The sequence below is a fragment of the Kluyvera ascorbata genome (genome assembly GCF_023195735.1).
Lineage (GTDB): Bacteria > Pseudomonadota > Gammaproteobacteria > Enterobacterales > Enterobacteriaceae > Kluyvera > Kluyvera ascorbata.
Map to the genome: position 1 here is coordinate 2,451,617 of NZ_CP096201.1, position 22,056 is coordinate 2,473,672.

Below are 22,056 nucleotides of genomic sequence, written 5' to 3' on the forward strand. Positions count from 1 at the left end.
CTAACGGCATTGAGCATCAAGTAACGCAACAGGCGCATCAAGGTTAGTGGGTAAATCATATTCTAAATTGCATTTTTGATTATCTTGATTGCCCCACTTCAAGGTGATTTTGGCATGCTGTTTTACGCTACGCAGATATACCTGGTTAGCTTGCCCGACCATACCTATTTCTTTCCCGTTTGAATCGAGAACAGAAGTCCCCATGGGGATGATTTGATTATTTAGCGTTTTAGCCGTAATCAAAATAGCTTGCCCATTAATAGTATTGAATTTCACTCTAACGGTGGCGCCGGCATAAGGCGCAATACGTTTGTGACCATCTTCAAGTTCGACTTTATTATTCATACCCTGTGGATCTAAGGCTACCGTATTATAATGATATGGCGTCAACGATGGCGCCAAAGCATAACCAAAGTAATCAATTTTTGACCCCTGTCCGCCCACAATTTTGGCTCCCCTGGCTCCGGGCGCATCAATAAGTGCAAAGCTGTCTCCCACATATGGGCCAAGGGTAATCCCTCCACGGTGCACTACAGTAGCACCCTGTAAGGACATTGAACCTTGCCAGTATTGTTGCGATGTCGATGCCGAGCCGGTGACATTAGCGTAAGGTAATCGAGTTTGAAGATTACCTCCCCAGATATTTTGGTGACTGGTGTTATCTGTGGAGAAATTAACGCCGTAGCTCACAGGATTATCATCACCCACGCTGCCAGATAATGACGTCTGGTAACTACTTCCTTGACCTCTGGTGTTGTTTGCCACTACTGACACACTAGGTGAATTCATTTTCCGTCCGAGCGGAAAAGTTAATGATAATGCTGTAGTCGTCTGGGATTTATATTCATTACTATAACTGGTACTAGAACCATAATCGTATTGGTCATTATAGTTATAAGCATAACTTAATGTTCTCGACTTCGTTACTGACAGATTTAATGCCACTCCATTATTGAATATTTTTCCCCAGCCAAATTGCAGTTGCTTATCGCGATTACGGTTATCACGATAATCCTGTATTGAACCTGACAATGTCAGGTTGCCCAAATCACCTATATTTTGATTAAGCGATAACTCGAAGCGCGAACGTTGACGATAAGTTGTGGATGACCACGCATCACCGTTTTTAGCCGCTTTGCGCAGACCAAGTACATCGCCCATTTCCCGGTAACCGTCGGTTGAATAGCGATATCCTGCAATGGACAATGTCGTATTAAAGGGTTGAAACGTTTTGCTATATGAGAGGTGCATAAGCCATCCTGCGACATCATCATCAGGGAGGCTCGCATGGGAGTAGGTTGTGTCCATCCCAAAGGCCCCAAATGAATTGGTGTATACACCGCCAAGCATTATTGACTGATAGCCATCAGCAAATTGGTTACCAAGGTTAAGCGTTAGCTCATTTGTTAACCCGCGCTGCCATGTTAATTCGCTGAATAGATCGTCATCACCAACGTACCGCGTTTTGCCTAACGTAAAGCTGTATCTTGATAATCCTGGGCGCATAGATTCAGGAACCGCAGCAAAAGGAACGGAAAATGAATGCGTCGAGCCATCCGCCTCGGTCACGATAACGGTTAGATCACCTGCATAGTTGGTTGCGTAAAGATCTTCTATTGAAAAGGGGCCGGGAGCCACCGTAGTTTCATATAGTACATTCTTACCTTGAATAACCCTTACGCGAGCATTTGAATTAGCCACGCCACGAACGGTTGGTGCGTATCCGCGCAATGAATCAGGAAGCATACGTTCATCCGAGCTTAATTTTATGCCTCGAAACCCCAAACCGCTAAAGAAATGACCGGTGGTAAACCCTTCCCCCAATAACACTTCACTTTTGAGCGGATAAATGGCTCGCTGAACATATCTTCGAGACGTATCAAAGTTAGTGCCACTCCCGCTTTGATAACGTAGGTTTGATATCTGGCGATAACGCCACAGACCCAAATTTATGCCGCCATTCATGCTTGCATAGGTAGAGTTCAGATCGCTGATATTGCTTTCTTTATAACTCACATGATATTGATTGAGATTGTAGTTCATGAAAAACATTGACTCGCCAGATTCGAGAATGTTTTCAGTAATATATCCACGCGGCCTACGATTCATCATGGCCTGGGGGATGCTCAGATCTATTCTTAACTGCGGCAGATCAATGGTGGGCTTTATATCAGTGCCGAGGGGATAAGTTTTAGTATCCTCCTGAGATTTTATTTTTAATCCAATATTTTGAATCTGTTTTAGGGTAAGTTTTGGCGATGTATGACCGTTTTTATCTTGCTCAATTGATATATCATCGCGGAATACAAAATTCCCGTTAACGTAGACATCAAGCAGGTACTTGCCAGGCGCTATAGTCTCTTCTTGTTTGAATTTATCAAGCATTGCATTGTTAAGTGAACTGCCGCGTAACAATGAGGTGTCAAATGTAAATCCGTCATCCGCACCGTGAGCAAGAAAACTAAATGGAAAAATAATAAATGTATTCCAGATAAAGAAATTTATTTTTTCATTAAGTAAGTTCATAGTAGCAAACCTGTTAAAAATCATAAGTCCGTTTAATTTCTACGCCATAATCGTTGATAACTTTCAATGTCACTTGAGATTTTTTAAACGTTCCCTGAATCGGAAAATCTTGAGAGGAAAAAGGGGCGATCATTTTTATATTTTTAATGTTTTCTATTTTATTATTGCTAACGATCGTTGCCGAGCTTATATTGGCATGAAATGGCATCGGATTTTTTATCGTCAGTGAATTACCTGTCCTTGAAACCAACAAATTATCTGCCATCTGATTAGGGTCACCCTGAAGATTGGCCGGGCGATAGAACAACTTTAGGTTATTGGTCACCATTAACAGGAGTTTATTCTTGTCTTTATCCTCATCATTGACCGCGGGAACCTGGAGGAAATTAAAATAAAATACAGACTCTCTATCCGCAGGTAATTTTTCCTTGCCTGAAAACATGATTCTAACTAACTGACTTTTTTTGGCGTCAATCCTGAAAATAGGTGGTGTAATAATGAATGGTGCAGATGCCTTATCCGGTGAGGAGTTTTTCGCTTTGCTATCAACCCATATCTGCACTAAAGAAGGCTTATTGTCTTGATTGCTAAACTGTAATGTCTTTTCCTTTGATGCCGAATTATAGATAATGCGGGTGCCGACCAATGTTACACTCGCCATTGTTTTATTGATGAAAGCGAACAGGAAAATAATGATGATATACTTATTAACATGTAACATTAATAACGGCCATTTATCTAATAGTATTAAAACCCTAAACTGCATCAATTTAGGGTTAACGCATATTTAAAAAACTATTCGTAGGTGATTGCGTACTGGGCGCTGGCAATGACGGTACCTGCAGTAACACCGGTATCCTCAGCATAGTAACGGACGATTAAATCTTGTGACGTCGAGTCAGCACCGGTAGCCAGCGTCATGGCTGAGGTTGTGGCTATTGAGCCTGAGGCGAAAGATAACGGTGTGGTTGCATCACTGTCGACCAACTGGATTGATACATTTGTGGCATCACCCGTATTGCCAAGATTGCCGTTGGTCGTAATATTATTACCAGCAAATTCCGTCTTAATCGCGGTATCAGCCGTAGCAACATCGCAGCCGGTAACGTTCACGGTAAATGTCGTTTCACCTGCAGTTGCGCCAGCGGTTGCCAGAGAGCTTGTCGAAACTGTAGGCAGCAATACAACTGGATTAGCTTCATTGCCGTTAATGTTGACGGAACAGGTTTGGGTGCTGACTTCCCCTTTGAATTGCACTGTGTTGGTCGAGTCAGCATATACGCTGGATGCTGAAACTGATGCTAACGATAAGACAAGTAATTTCTTTAACATGATTTTTCCTTTATTGATTGCATAACACGTATGTTGATTTTCCATAAGTTAAAGCATCCTTTTTATTGTAATGCCCATTTTTCGTTCTATTGAGCTGCGTAAGTTATATATTCTCTTGTCAGTGGTGTATGTACGAGAAGCTATTTCCTGGACAGACATTCCTTTGATTAGATACTTAAGCACCTGAAGTTCTGTGTAGTTTATTTTTCCATAACTTCTTGTACTGATGCTTCTTCCTGATAAAAAGTATTCAAGCCTCCTCCTGAAGACAATCACACCATCGGTACTGCTAAGCACTTCTTTGATTCCTGGATTGATGCTTTGAAAATACAGAGCAAGAGCTTTTAAATATCTATCGGTAACCAGGATGACAGTTAACCCCGAACTAACCAAGCGAGCATTCCAGTCAGTATTTAAAAAGTACTTAATGTTGTAATACGAGAAATCTACAAATAAGTAGCCTTTACCAATGATTATCGCTCTTGTGGATTTGAGCATATCAAGAAGGCCATCCGTAAAAAACATATTGCTATTAGGCCATATACTTACCTGACCATTGAGACAATTAGCGGACTTCACCATTCGCTGCGGTAAGATCTCACATTTCAATGCACAACTTTGGCACAGCAGTTTGTATCCTTTGTCAAACAATGATTAAGCCTCAGTCAATTCAGGATATTAAGAATTAACATCATAATAACTGTAATTTGATTTAAGACAAATGAAATGCATTTAAATTACAAAGGATTATCTTCATATATTCTCCTATACAATCAGTTTGGTTTTTATTCATATTATGAGGTTTATTAAGACTTTTCATGTTTATACTAGGAATTTTCATTATAAATTGTCATTGTCTATAACCCTTCCTGGGGATATAGAATTATATTTTTATTCAATCCGTTTTCGTGTAAATCATTGATTTATTGAGTGATGTGAAGAACATGATGATTTTTCATTAAAAGTAATATTTGAGGCGAGTTCTTAATCTGCTGGTTGTTATTTATACAGCCATATACGGGAAGGGCGCCAATATTGATGTTGTGATGAAAAAATGTTTACAGGTGAGGCCGAAAAACGGTCAAGTTAATAGAGTCGCAGAGGATGATTGGAACAGTATTAAGTGCACGGGATAGGCTGAATTCTGGTACGCAGCATGCGAAACCCCATAAAGTACAGATACAGCTATGAAAGCATAATCCAGCTGACCGGCAACCGTTGCAAATAGCCCAGTTCGGAGGAGAGCGCGAAAAGTGACGGGACATCGACCACGGCAGCAGTGGAAGCATTAGCAAAGATAAATAGAACTATTTTTTGAATCAATCTCATTCGTTAATTGCACTTTTTAATTTGATTTTCAAACCATATCCTTATCTCAACCACTAGAGTTCATACTCAAAGTTCAACGATATTTATCATCAAGGATAAGAATATGGAAAACCGTTCACTGCAAGAGATGTCTTCCGACCTGTCAGAGTTCGTGGGAACCCACTTCGTATACACCTATGACAACGGCTGGAAATATGAGTGGTACGCACGTAATGACAATACCTGCGACTACCGTATTCATCAGGGGTTAGTTGGTGGGCGTTGGGTGACAAATCAGAAAATGCATGCCATCCAGTTTGCTCCGGGCATCTACAAAGTCGACTGGCATGAACCGACTGGAACCTGTGTGAGCCTGCTGTTTGATCTGAAACGTAAACTCGTACATGGGACAATCTTTTTCCCACAGTGGATTGCCGGCGAAGGGCAGCACCCAGAAAAAACCATCTGCTATCAGAATGAGTTCATCGAAGATATGCATCGCTTCCGCGATGAAGGTCCAGCCTATCCTTATGTCATCATCCCTGAGTTTGCCCAGGTAACCTATATGAAAAATGAAGGTGCCGACAATGACGAGGTTATCAACATGCCTCCTGGCCAGCTTCCTGATAACTTTTTTGATGGTAAGTAAAAGCGAATAATCTGCCCGCTAAGAAAGTAGCAGGCGGTAGGAACGATGGATAATCACCCGGTAAAGTAGATACTCACTATACCGGGGAACTCACAGTTTTAGACTGCGCTATTTACCGCGTAAAAACGAATCCGGCCCAGGTTTCCCCGGGCCGCACCTCATCAATCCAACACCGTCCGATCCCTCTTAATCACCATCTCCTTCATCTCCTCAAAATGCCGTCTCGAAAAGTCCGCAATCTTCTCCCAATCCTGCGCCGTCTTTTCCGCCACCTCATCCGATAACACCTTCAGCGGCTGCCCGGTCGACCACGCGGTAATCAGAATCTGGCAAGCGCGTTCCAGCGTCCAGATATCATCAAACGCCTCGCCAATATTGGGTGCCGTCACCAGTACGCCGTGGTTGCCCATCAGCAGGCGGCGTTTATCTGCCAGCAGCCCCGCCAGTCGCGCGCCTTCTGCGGTGGTGTCCGCCATGCCGCCGTACAGCGTGTCGACGGCAACGCGGTTAAAATAGCGGGCGGTGTTTTGGTCAACCGGCAGGATCTGCGGCGTGGCCAGACAGGCGAGGCTGGTGGAGTAGACCGGGTGCAGATGAAGCACCACTCGTACGTCCGGCAGACGCTGGTGAATTTGCCCGTGAATCGCCCACGCGGTGGCGTCCACGTCCGGGCGCGCCGCGCAGCTTTCATCATCAGCGTTCAGCAGCAAAAGGTCGCTGGCGCGAATGCGTGAGAAATGCTTCCACTTCGGATTCAGCAGAAACGTTTTCCCATCGGGTGAGAGCGCCGCGCTGAAATGGTTGGCAACCGCTTCATGCATCCCAAGCTGGGCGATGATGCGAAAGGTCACCGCGAGATCGATACGGGTTTGCTCTTCGTGCGAGTAGCGCATGGTGATTACTCCGCTTTTGGCATCAGGGTTTGCAGGTCCTCTGCGCTCGGTGCCTGGAAATTGTATTTCTTCAGCAGCGCGGCGTATTCAGGCGTGGCGCTGAATTTCTTCAGATCTTCCTCAAGGGCTGTTTTCACCTCGGTATTGCCTTTCTTCACGCCATAGCCGTTCAGCACCGGGTAGATAAGCGTCTCGGAGGAGATCACCACACGGTCGCCGAGCTTCTCAACAACCCCGCGCGCAACCGCTGCATCGGTGATCTGCGCTTCCACCGCACGGGAGAGCATCGCCTGAGTGGTTTGCGGATCGGTGGTGTATTCACTTAGTTGAATTGGCTTAAGACCTTTTTTCACGCAGTAGTCGACGGAAAGCTTCTGCAGCTGCGCCAGCCAGGAAGTAGCGCCCATCGAGCCAATTTTATGGCCGCAGAACTCCTCCGGGGTTTTGGGCTGATAGTCACTGCCTTTTAGCGACAGAATCGCTTCGCCGCTTTTCAGATATGGCACCATGTCGATAACCTTCAGACGCTCGGCGGTGATGTACATCGACGAGTTGGTGATGTCGAAACGGCCACCCTGTAGGCCCGGAATCAGGTTCGGGAAGCGGGTGTCGATATTGACCGCTTCCCGGCCCATGGTTTTTGCCAGACCATCGAGAAACTCGATATCAAACCCGGCCGGTTTATTGTTCTCCATATATTCATACGGGAAAAAGGTCATGTCCGAACCGGCGGTGATCTTGCCGTCGTGCTGGAAGGCCAGCGCGCTAAAGGACGTCAGCGCGCCAGCGGCGCAAAGGAGCAGGGCAACAGGACGCAGTGCAGTCAAACGTGTCATAAAACCTCCAGAAAAATGAGCAAATTACATGCTGGCGCTGTCGGCACCGGCCTGTTGAACAAAGAAGGATGCGCCGCGTGGTTTCTGCGGCAGACGAAGCTGGTTCACGGTGCTGCGCACAAGGCCGCTCTCTGCACCCGCGACCAGTTGCCCCGCGTGGGCGCTCGGCAGCGGGTTTTCACCAAACGGCAGCGCGTCTTCTGCGGCATAGACGCTGATGAACAGCGTGCGCGGCTGTGCGGTCTCGTTCGGGCTTGAAGCGTGCAGCAGGCGCGTGTGCATAAAGCAGACGGAGCCCGAAGGGCCAAAGCAGGCCTGCGGCTGCTGGCAATGCGCGTCAACCACGTCGGTGTCCACCGCGCCGGTAAAACGCTCGTTCTGCCAGTGTGACCACAGCGGCCCTTTATGGCTGGCGGGCACCACATTCAGCGGGCCGTTCTCCGGGGTGACGTCGCTCACCATCAGCAGCGCGGTGATGATGTCGTCGTTGCTATGCGGGGTGAACAGAAAATCCTGATGCCATTTCACCTGCGTGGCGGTGTGCGGCAGCTTGGAGTTAATTTTGCTGTGATGAAAACGAGTGCCGCTGCCGCCGATAAGCTGGGCGGCAATGGTCGCCATCCGCGAGTTCAGCGCCGCGTGGTGATAGGCGGCGGAGATCTCGGTAGGCGAGGTGACGCGGCGAAGAGAAGGGTGATCCGGCGAATGATCCTGCTCAAGATCAAAACGCGGGCGTCCGTCCAGCGTCTCGCCCCATACCGCGTCGTGGGCGCGGCTCTCTTCCACCCAGCCGTCAAAATCGGTCTGCAATGCGGCGATTTCATCGCTGGAAAGCACCCCTTCGACAACCAGATAACCCTGCTGATGAAACTGCTCGATTTGCCATTGCGCGATCATAGTGGTTCCTCTTCAAGTACGAATGATTAAGCCAAAGAGACATCTTTCAGGAAGGCATCGACGCGCGGGTGTTGCCCGCTACGCATAGCCTGCGGCGTGTCGTCACAGACCACCCGGCCTTTTTCCATAAATACAATTCGGTCAGAGACTTTGAAGGCGAAGTTCATCTCGTGGGTAACGATGACCATGGTGATGCCTTCATGCGCCAGGGATTCAATTACCTGTAGTACTTCGTTAACCTTTTCCGGGTCCAGCGCTGAGGTCGGTTCATCAAACAGCATGATCTGTGGGCGCATCATCAGCGCGCGGGCAATCGCCACACGCTGCTGCTGGCCGCCGGAGAGCTGGTGCGGATACTTCCACGCGTGTTCCAGCATGCCGACCTTATGCAGCAGTTCACAGGCGTGCTGGCGCAGCTCGGCATCGGTCGCCAGGCGGTGGTAGCGCGGTGCCAGCAGCAGATTGCCGAGCACGGTGAGGTGCGGGAACAGGTTGAAGCTCTGGAACACCATGCCGATATTCAGGCGATGCTTAGCCTCTTCCATAAAGCGCGGCTTCTGCTGACCCTGACGCTCAAGGTGGATAAACGGCTGGCCGTTGATGCTGATTTCGCCGTTATCAATTTGTTCCAGGCCGTTCAGGAGGCGGATAAGCGTAGTTTTTCCCGAGCCGGACGGGCCAATAACCGAAACCACTTCGCCTGGCTGGATCTTGAGGCTTACCGCGCCGAGCACTTCGACATTGTTATAGGCTTTGTGCAGCTTCGAGGCCTGCAACGCGGGCTCTTCAGCGGTCGCAACGCTTCGCGCCACCACCGGGCGTTGCGCGGTGGCCAGCTTCTGCATTTCAGCGTCAACCTGACGGGTGGTTTTGCGCTGGGTGACGTCGAGATACTTCTCCAGCCACTTGAGCAGGAAATCAAACACCGTGACGATCAGGATGTAGTAGAAGGCGACCGCCGCCATCGTCTCCATGACGAGGAAGTTCTGCGAATAGAGACGCTGACCAACCATCAGAATTTCGGTCAGTGAGATAACCGACACCAGCGAGCTGAGCTTCACAATAGCGATGTATTCGTTGGCAAGCGCAGGCAGCGCGACGCGCAATGCCTGAGGAATAATGACTCGCCACTGAATGCCGGCGTAGCGCAAACCTAGCGCCCGCGCGGCTTCGCTTTGCCCACGGGGAATGGAAAGCAGCCCACCGCGGTGAATTTCGGCAATATAGGCAGATTCGCTTAGTACCATGGCGATGAGCCCGGCCCAGAACGGATCGTTAAGCAAAGGGGCAACGGACGGTAGCGCCTGCGGCATGTTGTAGACAAAAATCAGCAACACCAGCAGCGGCATACTGCGAAACAGCCAGATATAAAGTCGGGCCGGTGTGCTTAACCAGGCACGCGGCGATTGTTTGGCCAGCGCCAGAATAAACCCCAGCACAATACTGCAGCCCCAGGTCAGCAGACTTAATTTAATGACGGTCCAGGTGGCCTGCCAAAAATCGACATCGCTGAGCAGGCTTAACATGTAGTTCCAGTTAAACGTCATGGGCTATTTACTCGCCATAATTAACAGAAATGGAAGCGACGTGATGGTGCATTAATCCAACGTCGCCGATATTCATCGTGCAATGACACTATGCTGGCAGGACGTTAATCGAGGCAATTAGTAAATTTTTGGTCTTTAAGTTTAAAAAAACTATGCAGCGATATTAACGTTATGGAATGTAAAGTGATTATCGCGATACTGACCTGAAACAATTAAAAAACAATCATCGAAATTAAATAACGATATTTAGGACGAGGAGAGGTATTTGCACATTATCGGGGCAGGAAGTGCGTGGTAATAGTGCAGCATGGCTCGTGATGGTGCAATCAGAAAATAACAGCGTTAATAAAATGACCGTTGATAAATATCAGCACTCCGTATTGGGGATAAATACCCCGTTTGGGTTAAATGGCATGAGGATTGCAACGCCATAGCAGGAAACTATTTCCGATGAGCAATGAACAATATTTTATCAATGGTGATGCGATGAACCGATTTACACTCAAACAGCTGAAGTACTTTGTGACGGTCGTGGAGACGGAAAGTATCGCCGAGGCCTCCCGCCAGCTGCATATTGCGCAGCCGTCAATTTCTATTGCGATAAAAAACCTGGAAAGCACCTTCGACCAACAGCTGTTTATTCGCCACCATGCTCAGGGCGTGTCGCTCACCTCCAGCGGCCGCCGCATCTACGATAAAGCCAAAGAACTGCTGCGCCTGTCGTGGGAGTTTGAGCAGAACTCACGGGCAGATAAAGAGCTGGTTTCCGGCATGATTTCAGTGGGTTGCTTTGAATCCGTGGCGCCGCTGTATATGCCAAAACTGGTGGCCGGGTTTAAAAAGCTGTACCCGGAAATTACCCTGCATTTATACGACGGTGAGCAGCATGAATTAATGCATGGCCTGCATCGCGGGCGCTTTGATTTAGCGCTGGTTTACGATCTCGAACTGGGGCATTCCATTAACAAAGAGCGCCTGAACGCGCCGCACAAGCCCTATGCATTATTGCCAGCCTCACATCCATTAGCGCAAAAATCGGCGGTGACGTTACAGGAATTAAGCCGGGAACCGATGATCTTGCTGGATGCCGTCCCCAGTAAAAACTATTTTATCTCGATATTTAAAGAAAAAGGCTATCACCCGGAAGTCGCCTACAGTTCGCCGTCCATTGAAATGGTGCGCTGCATGGTGGGGCAAGGATTAGGTTTTTCGGTATTAGTCACGCGTCCGTATTGTGATATGACCTATGACGGTGAAAGGGTGGTGCAGCGAGATATTGTTGATGAGATGCCTGCATCAACATTAATTATGGCGCATCTTGCCAACAATGAGCCAACGCGCCCGACGCAGCTGTTTATGGATTATTGCCGCAGTATTGAGTTAACGCCTTCATGCGCATGAAAATAATGCCTGCATAACCTGCAGGTTTATTTTATTGCATTACGGCTACCCTCATAAAATTCTATTCAGACGATCGTTTTATAATAATTTACGATTTCCTCACAGTTACATAACCTGAGTTCTGTCAATTCCGGCGAAGACGTCGGCAACCGTGCTTGAAGGACAGAGAAATGACAGAACACATTACCGAAATCGATACCCTGGTGGTTGGCGCGGGGCAGGCGGGCGTCGCCATGAGCGAACATCTGACGACGCTCGATATTCCGCATCTGGTACTGGAAAAGCAGGGCATCGCCCAGGCGTGGCGCACCGGCCGCTGGGATTCGCTGGTCGCCAACGGTCCGGCCTGGCACGACCGCTTTCCCGGCATGATGTTCCCGGAGTGCGACACCGACGGCTTTGTCGCCAAAGAACAGATTGCGGACTATTTCGCGGCTTATGCCCGTAGTTTTAACGCCCCCATTCGTACTGGCGTTGAGGTCTATAGCGCTGAGCGCCTGAAGGGCCGCCCGGGTTTTCGCGTGGAAACTTCGCAAGGGGTGATTGAAGCGCAGCGCATTGTCGCCGCCACCGGTCCGTTTCAGCGCCCGACGATCCCGGCGATCGCGCCACAGACTGATGCTATCGATCAAATTCATTCCGCGCAGTATTACAACCCGCAGCAGCTTGCCGACGGCGGCGTGCTGGTGATTGGCGCAGGCTCTTCCGGCGTGCAGATTGCCGATGAATTGCAGCGTGCGGGGCGTAACGTGTGGCTCTCGGTCGGCGCGCACGACCGCCCACCGCGCCGCTATCGTGATCGCGATTTTTGCTGGTGGCTTGGGGTGCTTGGGCTATGGGACGCCGCGGCAAATCAGCCGGGCAAAGAACACGTTACCATTGCGGTGAGCGGCGCGCGCGGTGGCCATACCGTGGATTTCCGTCAGCTTGCCTACCAGGGCGTAACGCTGGTGGGGCAAACCCAATCGTTTGACGGCGCAACGGCCACTTTCCAGAACGATCTGGCCGACAACATTCGACGCGGTGACGATTCCTATCTGGCGCTGCTCGATGCGGCGGACGCCTATGTCGCCCGCAACGGTCTCGATCTCCCTGAAGAACCGGCGGCCCGTGAGTTCCTGCTGGACCCGGCGTGCGTCACTGAACCACTGTTAAATCTTGATCTGATACAGGCCGGGATCACCACCATCATCTGGGCCACCGGCTACACCACCGATTACCGCTGGTTGAAGGTGAATGCTTTTAACGACGCGCAGCGTCCTCAGCATCATCGCGGCGTTTCTAGCGAGCCGGGGGTCTATTTCCTGGGCCTGCCGTGGTTGTCGCGTCGCGGTTCAACCTTTATCTGGGGCGTGTGGCACGACGCGAAATACATCGCCGACCAGATTGCTATCCAGCGCCAGTACCAGCACTACCAGCCATCCTGATAATCCGTGAATAAAGGAACCCAACGATGCCAACCCATACCCGTATTCGCATGTTTAACACCAAAGAGACCTACCCGAACCAGTCGCTGAACAACGATTTATGCCAGGCGGTGCGTGCGGGCAACACCGTGTACGTACGCGGTCAGGTCGGTACCGATTTTGACGGTAACCTGATTGGCCTTGGTGACCCGCGCGCGCAGGCGGAACAGGCAATGAAGAACGTGGCGCAACTGCTGAAAGAAGCGGGCAGTGACCTGACGCACATTGTGAAAACCACTACCTATCTTATCGACCCGCGCTATCGCGAGCCGGTGTATCAGGAAGTCGGCAAGTGGCTGAAAGGCGTTTTCCCTATCTCAACCGGCGTGGTGGTGTCGGCGCTGGCGCAGCCGCAGTGGCTGATGGAAATTGACGTCACGGCGGTGATCCCGGACGACTGGAACGGCGAGGTGGCGTAATGACGATTTCGATTGCAGCACTGTGCCCGGAGTCCGGACAGTTAGGTATCGCGATTAGCTCTTCAAGCATTGCCGTGGGCGCACGCTGCCCGTGGCTGCTGGCGGGGGTAGGCGCGGTCTCCAGCCAGAACATCACGCTGCCGTCTCTGGGGCCGCATATTCTTGCTAGCCTGGAAGCAGGCGAGTCGGTGGAGCAGGCGCTGAACCGCGCGCTGGCGGAGGATCGTTTTAGCGAGTATCGCCAGGTGACGGTGATTGACGCCAGTGGCGAAATTGCCACCTTTAGCGGTGAACACACATTGGGTATTGGTGAAACGCTGGCAGGTGAGAACTGCGTGGCCGCAGGGAATATGCTGGCGGAGCGCGGCGTCATTGCCGCCATGGTTGAAGCCTTTGAAAACGCGACCGGGGAACTGGCTAGTCGACTGATTGCCGGGTTACGCGCGGGGATCGCCGCTGGCGGCGAAGCCGGGCCGGTGCACTCGGCGGCGGTGAAAGTGGTGGAAGATTATGCCTGGCCGGTCGTCGACCTGCGCGTTGACTGGGCGGACGACGATCCGATCGCCGAGCTGGAGCAGCTATGGCTGGCGTATGAACCGCAGATGGAGGCCTACATTACCCGCGCCCTGGACCCGCGCGATGCACCATCTTACGGCGTGCCGGGCGATGAATAATTCCGCGCGCGATATTCTGGCCGCGCTGCTGGCGTTTGATACCACCAGTCGCGAATCCAATCTGGCGCTGATTGACTGGATTGCCGATTTTCTGGCCGTGCGTGGCATTACTTGCCAGCGTTTTTACAACCAGGACGGGCGCAAAGCGAACCTCTACGCCCGCCTGGGGCCAGAAGGGCCGGGCGGGGTGATGCTCTCGGGTCACACAGACGTGGTTCCCGTCGATGGGCAGACCTGGAGCGTGCCACCGTTTGCGCTCACCGAGCGTGACGGGCGTTACTACGGGCGCGGCAGTGCTGATATGAAAGGTTTTATTGCCTGCGTGCTGGCGAGCGTCGATACCTTTTGCGCAGTGACGCTGCGCATGCCACTGCATCTGGCGTTCTCCTATGACGAAGAGGTGGGTTGCCTTGGGGTGCGCAGTCTGGTGGATTTTATTGCGGCCTCGCCGGAGAAACCCGCACTGTGCCTGATTGGCGAACCGACGGAAATGCAGCCGGTCTACGGCCACAAAGGCAAACTGGCGATGAGCTGCTGCATAGAAGGTCAGGCCTGCCATTCTGCCTATGCGCCGCAGGGCGTCAACGCTATCAATTATGCCGCGAAATTAATTACCCGGCTGGAATCATTGGGCGACGCGCTGGCGCAACATAAAGATCCGCGTTTTTCACCAGCTTTCAGCACATTACAGGTGGGGATGATTCAGGGCGGGGCGGCGCTGAACATCGTCCCGCAGTCTTGTTGGTTTGATTTTGAAATCCGCTATTTGCCCGGCGTTAACCCGGACACCGTCACGACATCGCTGGCGGACTATGCCCATCAATTGCTGCCGCAGATGCGGCAAATCGCCGCACGCAGCGACATTCAGTTTCAATCCTTAAGTCATTATCCGGGGCTGCTCAACGACCCGCAGTCTGACTTTGCCCGCTGGCTGGCGCAGTGGTGCGGCAGCGATAATTTCTCCACCGTGGCGTTTGGCACCGAGGGGGGATTGTTTGATGACGTGGGGGTAGCGACGCTGATTTGTGGGCCCGGCAGTATGGCGCAGGGCCATAAACCCGATGAATACGTCAGCATTCCGCAAATGGAACGCTGTGCACAGATGCTGGAGAACCTTTGCGCCTGGATGCGCGCCGAACCCTAAGATTCCCTCAACACAGGATCGTAAGTGATGCAAAAAGATCTCACTGCACCTATTGATCAACAAACCATCGACCGCTGGCAGGCCGATGGCGTGGTGTTACTGAAAGGCGTTTTCACCCCGTGGATTGAACCGCTCTCCCGAGGCGTGGCGGCGCTGATGGCGAATCCCAGTGAATATGGGCATGCGCGCACGGTGATCCCCAAAGATGGCTCGGCGCCGTTTTTTCAGGATTACTGCAACTGGTCGCGGATACCGGAGTTTGAGGATTTCGTGTTTCAGTCGGCGGCAGCAGAAATCGCCGCCGCGTTGATGCAGTCGCAGACGGTGAAGTTTTTCCATGAGCATACGCTGGTGAAGCAGCCGGGGGGCAGTACGGTGACCCCGTGGCATCACGATCAGCCGTATTATTGCGTTTCTGGGCGGCAGAACGTGAGCTTCTGGATCCCGCTGGACCCGGTTGCACAGGCCACCTCGCTGCGCTGTATTCGCGGCTCGCACCGCTGGGACGCCGAGTTCAGCCCAACCCGATTTAACGGTACGAAGCTCTACGATCATGCCAGTTTTCGCTCGCTGCCGGATATCGATGCCCATGAAGAGGAATACGATATCGTCAGTTGGGATCTGGAACCAGGGGATGCCGTGGCGTTTCATTTTCGCACCGTTCATGGCGCGCGAGGGAATCATACCGCGCGTTCCCGACGGGTCTTTTCTGCCCGCTGGGTGGGCGATGACGCCGCTTTTGCCGATCGCGGCGGCGTGACCTCTCCACCGTTTCCGGAACTGAGGTTGCGAGATGGTGAACCGCTCGACTCTCCGCTGTTTCCGCAGGTCTGGCCGAGAGGCTAGTTGTTGGTGCCGGGTGGCGGCCAGGCCTGTAGGTTTGGGCGTTGCTGTTATCCCGGCGTCTCGCTGTACCCGTCATTCATCTCAGTACCAAAATTCAGCGCCGAATAGCATCGACGTCAGGAAATGAGTCAGTTGCGACATAAAGCGATATATAGTCAAATATATAGCGATCAGAATAACCTATGAGGTTCAGCATGAATTTGTTTATGTTTTATATTGGTGGGAATGCGGGAAAATCGAATATTGAAGTGCATGATATTCAGTTTGTTGCAGCCAACGAGCCTCAGGATGCCTGGCCTGCGCTCCGTGAATCATGGTTTGGCGATAGCGATAAAATTCATATCGACGGTTACAGTCGTATTACCTGGGCAGACGGCTATGCTGTCACGCTTTCTCCTGAGCCACCTCAGTTTGCATTAAGATTATTTTTCGTCAATGCGGGGGGCTACAGCCCCGACACGCTTGCCGAGCTGCACGAATACGATTTGTTTGTCGCAGAGAGTGCCCAGGAGGCGAAGAAAAAAGCGTTGAGTACGCTGTTGTGTGGTGCCTTTCAGCAACATAAAGACAATTTGGTCGAGGTCGATGACTGCCTGCTGCTTGAAAAACTCGGTGAGATGTTTATTCATCTCACGCCTTGTAAAAACGGATCCCGCGCTCGACCTGAGTGGCAGGGGTATTTACCGATAGGTGTTTAAATCAGGACGCTTCTGCTGCCGCTGCCGACGCAACGGTCAGCGAAGCACCTACTATTTACGTCTTCCAATCTCAGCGTCGCTGCCTCGTCAACGTGCGCGGCAGCCCCGGGGTCGTCTTGCTCGCACCAGCTAACGCTCAGTAGCCCGGCCAAGCGCAGCGCCGCCGGGAACGGCGCCTAACCAAACCACAAGCACAAAAAATGGCACCATCCCCGAGGTCGCGCTCGCTCGGCCGAGCTACGGTGTTGTTAGAATTTCCCGCCCGTTTTACTCCGCTTAATCGCTGGAATATCCCCACTATCGTTCAACGCACCTGGGAAGGTTTTCAGCCATGCTTTCACTTTGCGCTGGTTGATATTCGCGACGCTCATACCTTCAATGCATCCCCATAGCTCGCGGGTATTCTGCGGGGTAATCACAATACAATCTTTCATTACGCGGACTTTAACGGGCATGCCGTCGATAAATCCGGCCTGAGAGAGCCAATCTCCACCAAGGTGAACGGCGCGGCCTTCAACGAAGGAGTAAAACTCGCAGTGACTGAAGTCTGGTACGGTAGTTGGGGTGAGGGGTGTTGCCATGGGGCTGCCTCCGATGAGTGGTTTTTTCTCTCTCATTGGCGGCTAAATCAGATGGGTTAGAAGACCGACTCATCGATACCGGTGCATCTTTCGACGCCTCGCTGGCCTACCATTGAGATGGTAACTGTGCGAACGACATGCGCACGTTTCTCCGATGAAGTTAGGTCAGGAGGCTAATCCCGGCACCTGATTTTGCAGGTACAACAATAGGGTACTGCGGTTAGTGGGGTTGGGCAATAGTCGGGGCTGGAAGTGGGATCGCAGAAATGAAAATTGGTAACGGTGCCGTGGGAGAATTGGGAGACACGATGATTTACCCGCGATATATCTTAGAATGGCGAAATTAATGACACAAAATATTTATGTAATTTTAAATAGGTTATGTTGCATCTTTGTAACTTATATAAAGGCCCGTTAAATGGGCCTTTTGTTATATATACCTTAATTATATTGTGTAATATATATTAAATTTATCTGAAGCGCTCGAATAATGCTCCTAGTTTATCAGCAGGTATATCTTTGACCTGAGCACCTTGACGCTCTACCCACTTTCCGTTCCAATGAGATGGAGAGTCCTGACCTTCAACTTCGAAAACAAAAACCGTCTTATCATAATAACGTACACATTTAAGATGGTTATAAATGTATGATCTTAATGGTTCCGAAAGCCCTGAGCGTCCCACTCTATCAGAAATGTCTTGGAACATTTGATCCAGGTTTTTACCAGCGAAATTAGCTTCATGATCGACCCCAGTTATATGGAAGCCATTATAAGAGAGTGCACTGCTTCCGAAAATTTCAAATATTCTAGCAGCTGTCTTTGCTGTTTCAGCTACACCTACTAGCACATAGCCTTTATGTCCTTTGCCTATGTTAGCGATAGCAGCACAAGTCTCCATTATCTTATCAAATGAATTTTCATCAAAAGAAGGGTTAGGATCTAAAGTATAGAAACCTTGTTTGAAATCGTAGGCTGTTGTTCTGTAATCGAGTTTGTAAGCAAGTTTTGGAGTTTAGTTATCCAATGAACCTTCGCTGGATCCGGATTATGATCGTTCTCAAAAAATCCTTGCACCCAACCAATAATAGAATCGATCATTCTGCTTCGATTATCAGCCCCCCATCGGCCACCATCTTGAACTTGAATATTCTTTCCACAATCCCTTAACCGAGCAATAAGCCCTGCACTATCAGAAATAACCATACCTTTTTTAATCATCAAATCATGAAGGGCGAGGAAAATCACTTGAAAATATCGAGGCACTGGATTGCCTCCATTTCCAGTAGGGAAAATTAATCCAGAGAAAGTAGCCTGAGCTTGGCTTAGAAGTAAAATCAAAGCATCATGTACTCGTTGATAATCAAGATCAACAAGCTCTGTACTTCTCTTTTTGACGGCTTGATCGATTGCTTCAAATCTTGCCTTGCTAGTCATCGTTTCTGGATATGTTGCACCAAAATAATCATCTAAAAGTTCGGTACGCGATGCAACCGGTTTGTCAGAAACCATATAGGCAAGTATATCTGCAACTAACTCTTCATCACGACTCTGACGTAGTTGTTCCTTCGTCAAAATTCCGTGAGCAATCCAAAAAACAGTGTCTGCATTTATACCATAATGCAGTTCCCTATTAGTGATACTAATTTTTTGCATTTCACTTAATAATAATAGGTCAGTATTCGAAGTGTCACCACGAACTCTTGCAGATATTTTTCGAACACAATCAGCGAAAGCATTAGTCGCTCCAGCTGCTCGCAACTCTTGTCGTGATAATTGACGCCCACCTGAGTTGATGCGACGAAATACTTCTTCCACTGACTCTCTTTCAGCTGCTTCATAAATTGAAAGAGGTACAGGATATGATGCAATTGCAAGGCACTTCGTTCGATCGAGCACAGGCTTCTTCTGATCAAGTACTCCACGATCTAATAAATCTTTTGTAGTTGCAAAAGTATTAAGATCAAAATAACAACCATCGAACGAGAAATCATTCGTGATAAAAGACATGACGGCATTCATACGTTGCATACCATCAATGATCTCTAGAGTACCGTCGTTTCGACCAAGAGGCTCTGCTAACAATATGATAGGTATAGGGAAACCTTTTATTATTGAATCGATAAAACTTTGTTTTTCTTCAATAGTCCATATCAGCTTACGCTGATACTGACGGTTAACGACGTATTTTTTATCCTGATAGTTGATGAAAACTCGCTCAACTTGTTCGCCACGAACTATCAATTCTTGCTGTAATATTGCCATTTTATCGCTGTCCTGAGCTGTTAAAGTGACACTAAAGAATGAGGAAAATCTGCCTTAAGCATTTTTAAGTAACACGTTTTATTCAGTTGCTAAAAAGAATTTATCTTGTACCTCACAACGCTTAACTTCTCAAGTTTCGCAATAGCCTTGTTCACAGATTTTCATGAAATCCGTCCGGGCTACCCGCCATGTAACCCGGCCAAGCGCAGCGCGCTGGGAACGGTTACGAGCAAAACCCTACACAAAAAAACGGCCCCATCGCTGAGGCCGTCTTAAATCACAACTTACTTCTTCTTCTCGCCCAACGTCGGCGTCTCGTCAAAGAAGTTCCACGGTTTCAGCAGCGCGTGGGCCCACTCGGTTGCCATAATCGGCCACTCTTCGGCGCGCGCCACGTGGGTGGTGCCGGTGGTTATCCATACCACGTCATCGTGGTTGGTCAGCGACTCATCATCCTTCGCGTACTGGCCAAGGCCGGTATCGTGCACCGAACGGTTCGGGTATTTCCCTTCCGGATAGCGCTCATCCTGATGGTAACGTGTGACCCACAGCTGTTTATCCATAAAGCTCAGGCGGTGATAAATCCACTCGTCCGGGGCAAACTTCGCGCCGGTCGCTGCCGGGTGCGTGCCGCCAGCGTAAGGGATAATCTGGTAGGAGACCGGATTACCCATACGGTTTTCTTTAGTGGTGTTGCTCAGCAGGCGAATCGTGCCCGGGTCAAATTTCTGCGCCGCTTTCTGCTCGCTGTCGATGGTGTACTGGTTCACCTGCATGGTACTGGTACGTGGGCCGCCCGCGGTGTTCGGCTTCACTTCCGGGTCCATTGCCACCAGGCTGTTATTCTCGCCGTCCACGTCGAGGTCGAGGCGGAAGTTGTAAATATGCTGGTGGGTGGTGCCGACGATATTATGGTCGATCAGCGTACCGTAACGAGTGTCGTCTTTAGCGCTAGGGTCGTGCATGGTTTTCGCCTTCACGCCCTTAACCGCTTCAATACCGGTCGCCCCGGCATCGATGCCGATGGTGCCGTTTTCGTGGAATACCCAGTCGAAGATGTAGTCGTAGTTGCCCACGGTACTGATCCAACGGACCACCAGTTCACGGCGCTCGGTGCTGACGTTCGGCTGGCCCATCTCCTGGTGCTTGTACTCTGGTCCAGCGTAGCGTTCGAATACCGCCACGGCGCGAGGAATGGTGGTTGGCGTGCCGGTGTAGTCGGCGATGGCCTCATCCAGCAGTACGGCGTTGTTCGGCGCATCTTTGCCGCGAGCGATTGGCGAGGTCAGGGTGCCCATGCCGTAGTCGCCGGAGTCGAGATACGCTTTGAAGTACCAGCCCACATCCGGGTCGCCGTAAGGCACGATCATGCCACCCAGCGAGCCTTCGTACATGACCTGGCGCTTGGTGCCGTTGTCGTTATAGGTCACGGTGGAGAGAATTGGCCCCACGCGGGAGTTCAGGCGCAGGTGGAAGTCCCAGTTCTGCCAGTGGATCATATCGCCGGTGATGGTGTAGTTTTTACCTTCCGGCTCGATGATATCCAGCGGTTTCACCGTTTTAGCTACGCGGTCGCGGCCATCAAACGGACGGGCTTCCATCGGGACAGGAATCACCGGGCCTTCTTCAATCTTGATGATTTTCTTCTGCTCAAGGTCAACCACCGCCACCAGGTTTTCGATCGGGTGCGCCCAGTAGTTGCCGTCGCCGGTATCCAGATAGCTCACCACTTTCAGCAGGCGCGCGTCCTGCTTCAGGCCGTCTTTACCGTCAAAGTAGCCGACGGTCAGCGGGGTGGTGACCACTTTAGTGGTGTCTTTAATGCCGTGTTTTTTCAGCACGTCAGCAAATTCGGTGCTGGCGTTGATGATGTTCTGCACACTGACGAAGTCGTCAATCAGCACCATGCCGTGCGCATCTTTAATCGGTGTCCAGGAGAGGACTTTTTTGTTTTGCAGGTCAACCACGGCTTCAATCACGTGCTTGCCGTCCAGCATCACCACGTCGGCGGTGCGCGGGGCATTAACCGGGGTGCCTTTTAAGGCAAAGGCCCATACCGCCTGTTTGTCCGGTTCATGCAGGGAAATCTCGGTAAAGCGGGTGTTCGGCTGGAACTCCGGTGCGGCCTTCACAATGGTGACCGCTTCGCTGATTTCAGCGGAAGAGAGCGAGTTCAGCGGGTGCGGCACTTTCTCAACCTGGAAGGTTTGATCGAGGCCCGACTGGAAGACGTCGTTGATAAAGGTGTCGGATACCCACGCTTTACCGTCTTTCATCACCACCGGCACCTGCAGGTTCAGGGTTTTGCCGTTGACGATGGCGGTTTTTGCGCCCGGTTTTACCTTCACGAACGCCCCGTCTTTAATTAGCGTGTACATCTGCGCGTAATCATCCCACTGGACGTCCGCGCCGAAATCTTGCAGGGTTTTATCCATCGGAACCATATGCGCTTCGCCGCCGTGGGCGAATGCCGGAGCTTGCCAGGCGCAGAACAGGGCGACGGCCAGCGCCAGCGCTGTTTTACGGTTTGAACGAATCGAGCCTTTTGACATTGTGACCTCATTTTATCGTTATGT

At 50.6% G+C, this 22,056-nt stretch carries 19 protein-coding genes and 1 pseudogene; 8 read left to right on the top strand and 12 right to left on the bottom strand.

Going from position 1 to position 22,056, the window contains the following annotated elements:
- The 4 genes from MY052_RS11570 to MY052_RS11585 form a co-directional block, all read right to left on the bottom strand.
- Positions 1–2,526 (bottom strand): fimbria/pilus outer membrane usher protein, encoded by a 2,526-nt coding sequence (locus tag MY052_RS11570; protein ID WP_248538855.1) that lies wholly within the window; start codon positions 2,524–2,526, stop codon positions 1–3.
- Between the two features lie 13 nt (positions 2,527–2,539).
- Complete coding sequence (locus MY052_RS11575) at positions 2,540–3,247, bottom strand: fimbrial biogenesis chaperone (RefSeq protein ID WP_227675165.1); 708 nt, start codon at positions 3,245–3,247, stop codon at positions 2,540–2,542.
- Positions 3,248–3,321: 74 nt separating this feature from the next.
- On the bottom strand, positions 3,322–3,858 hold the full coding sequence (locus MY052_RS11580) for a fimbrial protein (RefSeq protein ID WP_202218114.1): 537 nt from the start codon (positions 3,856–3,858) through the stop codon (positions 3,322–3,324).
- A 48-nt stretch (positions 3,859–3,906) separates the two neighbouring features.
- The gene (locus tag MY052_RS11585) at positions 3,907–4,356 is read right to left on the bottom strand and encodes a helix-turn-helix domain-containing protein (RefSeq protein WP_167540416.1); all 450 of its coding nucleotides are present in this window, start codon (positions 4,354–4,356) and stop codon (positions 3,907–3,909) included.
- A 934-nt stretch (positions 4,357–5,290) separates the two neighbouring features.
- Between MY052_RS11585 and MY052_RS11590 the strand changes: the two genes are divergently transcribed.
- A complete protein-coding gene (locus MY052_RS11590) occupies positions 5,291–5,815 on the top strand; it encodes a phenolic acid decarboxylase (protein ID WP_081918546.1) in 525 nt (174 codons plus the stop codon).
- A gap of 161 nt (positions 5,816–5,976) precedes the next feature.
- Here the strand turns inward: MY052_RS11590 and MY052_RS11595 are convergent, their stop codons facing one another.
- Genes MY052_RS11595 through MY052_RS11610 form a run of 4 tightly spaced genes read right to left on the bottom strand, consistent with a single transcriptional unit; the run spans position 5,977 to position 9,988 of the window.
- Complete coding sequence (locus MY052_RS11595) at positions 5,977–6,708, bottom strand: class II aldolase and adducin N-terminal domain-containing protein (protein ID WP_248538856.1); 732 nt, start codon at positions 6,706–6,708, stop codon at positions 5,977–5,979.
- A 5-nt stretch (positions 6,709–6,713) separates the two neighbouring features.
- The gene (locus MY052_RS11600; RefSeq protein ID WP_248538857.1) at positions 6,714–7,544 is read right to left on the bottom strand and encodes an ABC transporter substrate-binding protein; all 831 of its coding nucleotides are present in this window, start codon (positions 7,542–7,544) and stop codon (positions 6,714–6,716) included.
- 24 nt (positions 7,545–7,568) lie between these two features.
- Positions 7,569–8,441, bottom strand: coding sequence for a phytanoyl-CoA dioxygenase family protein (locus tag MY052_RS11605; protein ID WP_035894740.1), 873 nt, complete (start codon positions 8,439–8,441; stop codon positions 7,569–7,571).
- A 26-nt stretch (positions 8,442–8,467) separates the two neighbouring features.
- Entirely contained in the window at positions 8,468–9,988 is a 1,521-nt protein-coding gene (locus MY052_RS11610; RefSeq protein ID WP_248538858.1) for an amino acid ABC transporter permease/ATP-binding protein, read from the bottom strand.
- Positions 9,989–10,474: 486 nt separating this feature from the next.
- Between MY052_RS11610 and MY052_RS11615 the strand changes: the two genes are divergently transcribed.
- From MY052_RS11615 to MY052_RS11645, 7 genes are all read left to right on the top strand, one after another.
- Positions 10,475–11,389 (top strand): LysR substrate-binding domain-containing protein, encoded by a 915-nt coding sequence (locus MY052_RS11615; protein ID WP_123651933.1) that lies wholly within the window; start codon positions 10,475–10,477, stop codon positions 11,387–11,389.
- Positions 11,390–11,559: 170 nt separating this feature from the next.
- Positions 11,560–12,816: a flavin-containing monooxygenase gene (locus tag MY052_RS11620; RefSeq protein ID WP_248538859.1), complete on the top strand. Its 1,257-nt coding sequence runs from the start codon at positions 11,560–11,562 to the stop codon at positions 12,814–12,816.
- A gap of 26 nt (positions 12,817–12,842) precedes the next feature.
- Complete coding sequence (locus MY052_RS11625) at positions 12,843–13,274, top strand: RidA family protein (RefSeq protein WP_035894744.1); 432 nt, start codon at positions 12,843–12,845, stop codon at positions 13,272–13,274.
- On the top strand, positions 13,274–13,948 hold the full coding sequence (locus MY052_RS11630) for a DUF1028 domain-containing protein (RefSeq protein WP_248538860.1): 675 nt from the start codon (positions 13,274–13,276) through the stop codon (positions 13,946–13,948). The genes MY052_RS11625 and MY052_RS11630 overlap by 1 nt, the downstream gene beginning before the upstream one ends.
- Positions 13,941–15,092 carry an acetylornithine deacetylase gene (argE, locus tag MY052_RS11635; protein ID WP_248538861.1) on the top strand — a complete coding sequence of 384 codons (1,152 nt, stop codon included), beginning with the start codon at positions 13,941–13,943 and terminating at the stop codon, positions 15,090–15,092. Before MY052_RS11630 ends, argE begins: the two co-directional genes overlap by 8 nt.
- 27 nt (positions 15,093–15,119) lie before the next feature.
- The gene (locus MY052_RS11640; protein ID WP_248538862.1) at positions 15,120–15,938 is read left to right on the top strand and encodes a phytanoyl-CoA dioxygenase family protein; all 819 of its coding nucleotides are present in this window, start codon (positions 15,120–15,122) and stop codon (positions 15,936–15,938) included.
- A 194-nt stretch (positions 15,939–16,132) separates the two neighbouring features.
- The gene (locus MY052_RS11645; protein WP_248538863.1) at positions 16,133–16,636 is read left to right on the top strand and encodes a DUF1543 domain-containing protein; all 504 of its coding nucleotides are present in this window, start codon (positions 16,133–16,135) and stop codon (positions 16,634–16,636) included.
- 248 nt (positions 16,637–16,884) lie between these two features.
- Here MY052_RS11645 and MY052_RS11650 read toward each other — a convergent pair.
- From MY052_RS11650 to tynA, 4 genes and pseudogenes are all read right to left on the bottom strand, one after another.
- A pseudogene (locus MY052_RS11650) lies at positions 16,885–17,136 on the bottom strand (SymE family type I addiction module toxin); the annotation flags it as partial.
- A 551-nt stretch (positions 17,137–17,687) separates the two neighbouring features.
- Positions 17,688–18,116 carry a hypothetical protein gene (locus MY052_RS11655; protein ID WP_248538864.1) on the bottom strand — a complete coding sequence of 143 codons (429 nt, stop codon included), beginning with the start codon at positions 18,114–18,116 and terminating at the stop codon, positions 17,688–17,690.
- Between the two features lie 41 nt (positions 18,117–18,157).
- Positions 18,158–19,480: a DUF262 domain-containing protein gene (locus MY052_RS11660; protein WP_248538865.1), complete on the bottom strand. Its 1,323-nt coding sequence runs from the start codon at positions 19,478–19,480 to the stop codon at positions 18,158–18,160.
- Between the two features lie 284 nt (positions 19,481–19,764).
- Positions 19,765–22,032, bottom strand: coding sequence for a primary-amine oxidase (gene tynA / locus MY052_RS11665; protein ID WP_248538866.1), 2,268 nt, complete (start codon positions 22,030–22,032; stop codon positions 19,765–19,767).
- Between the last annotated feature and the right edge of the window lie 24 nt (positions 22,033–22,056).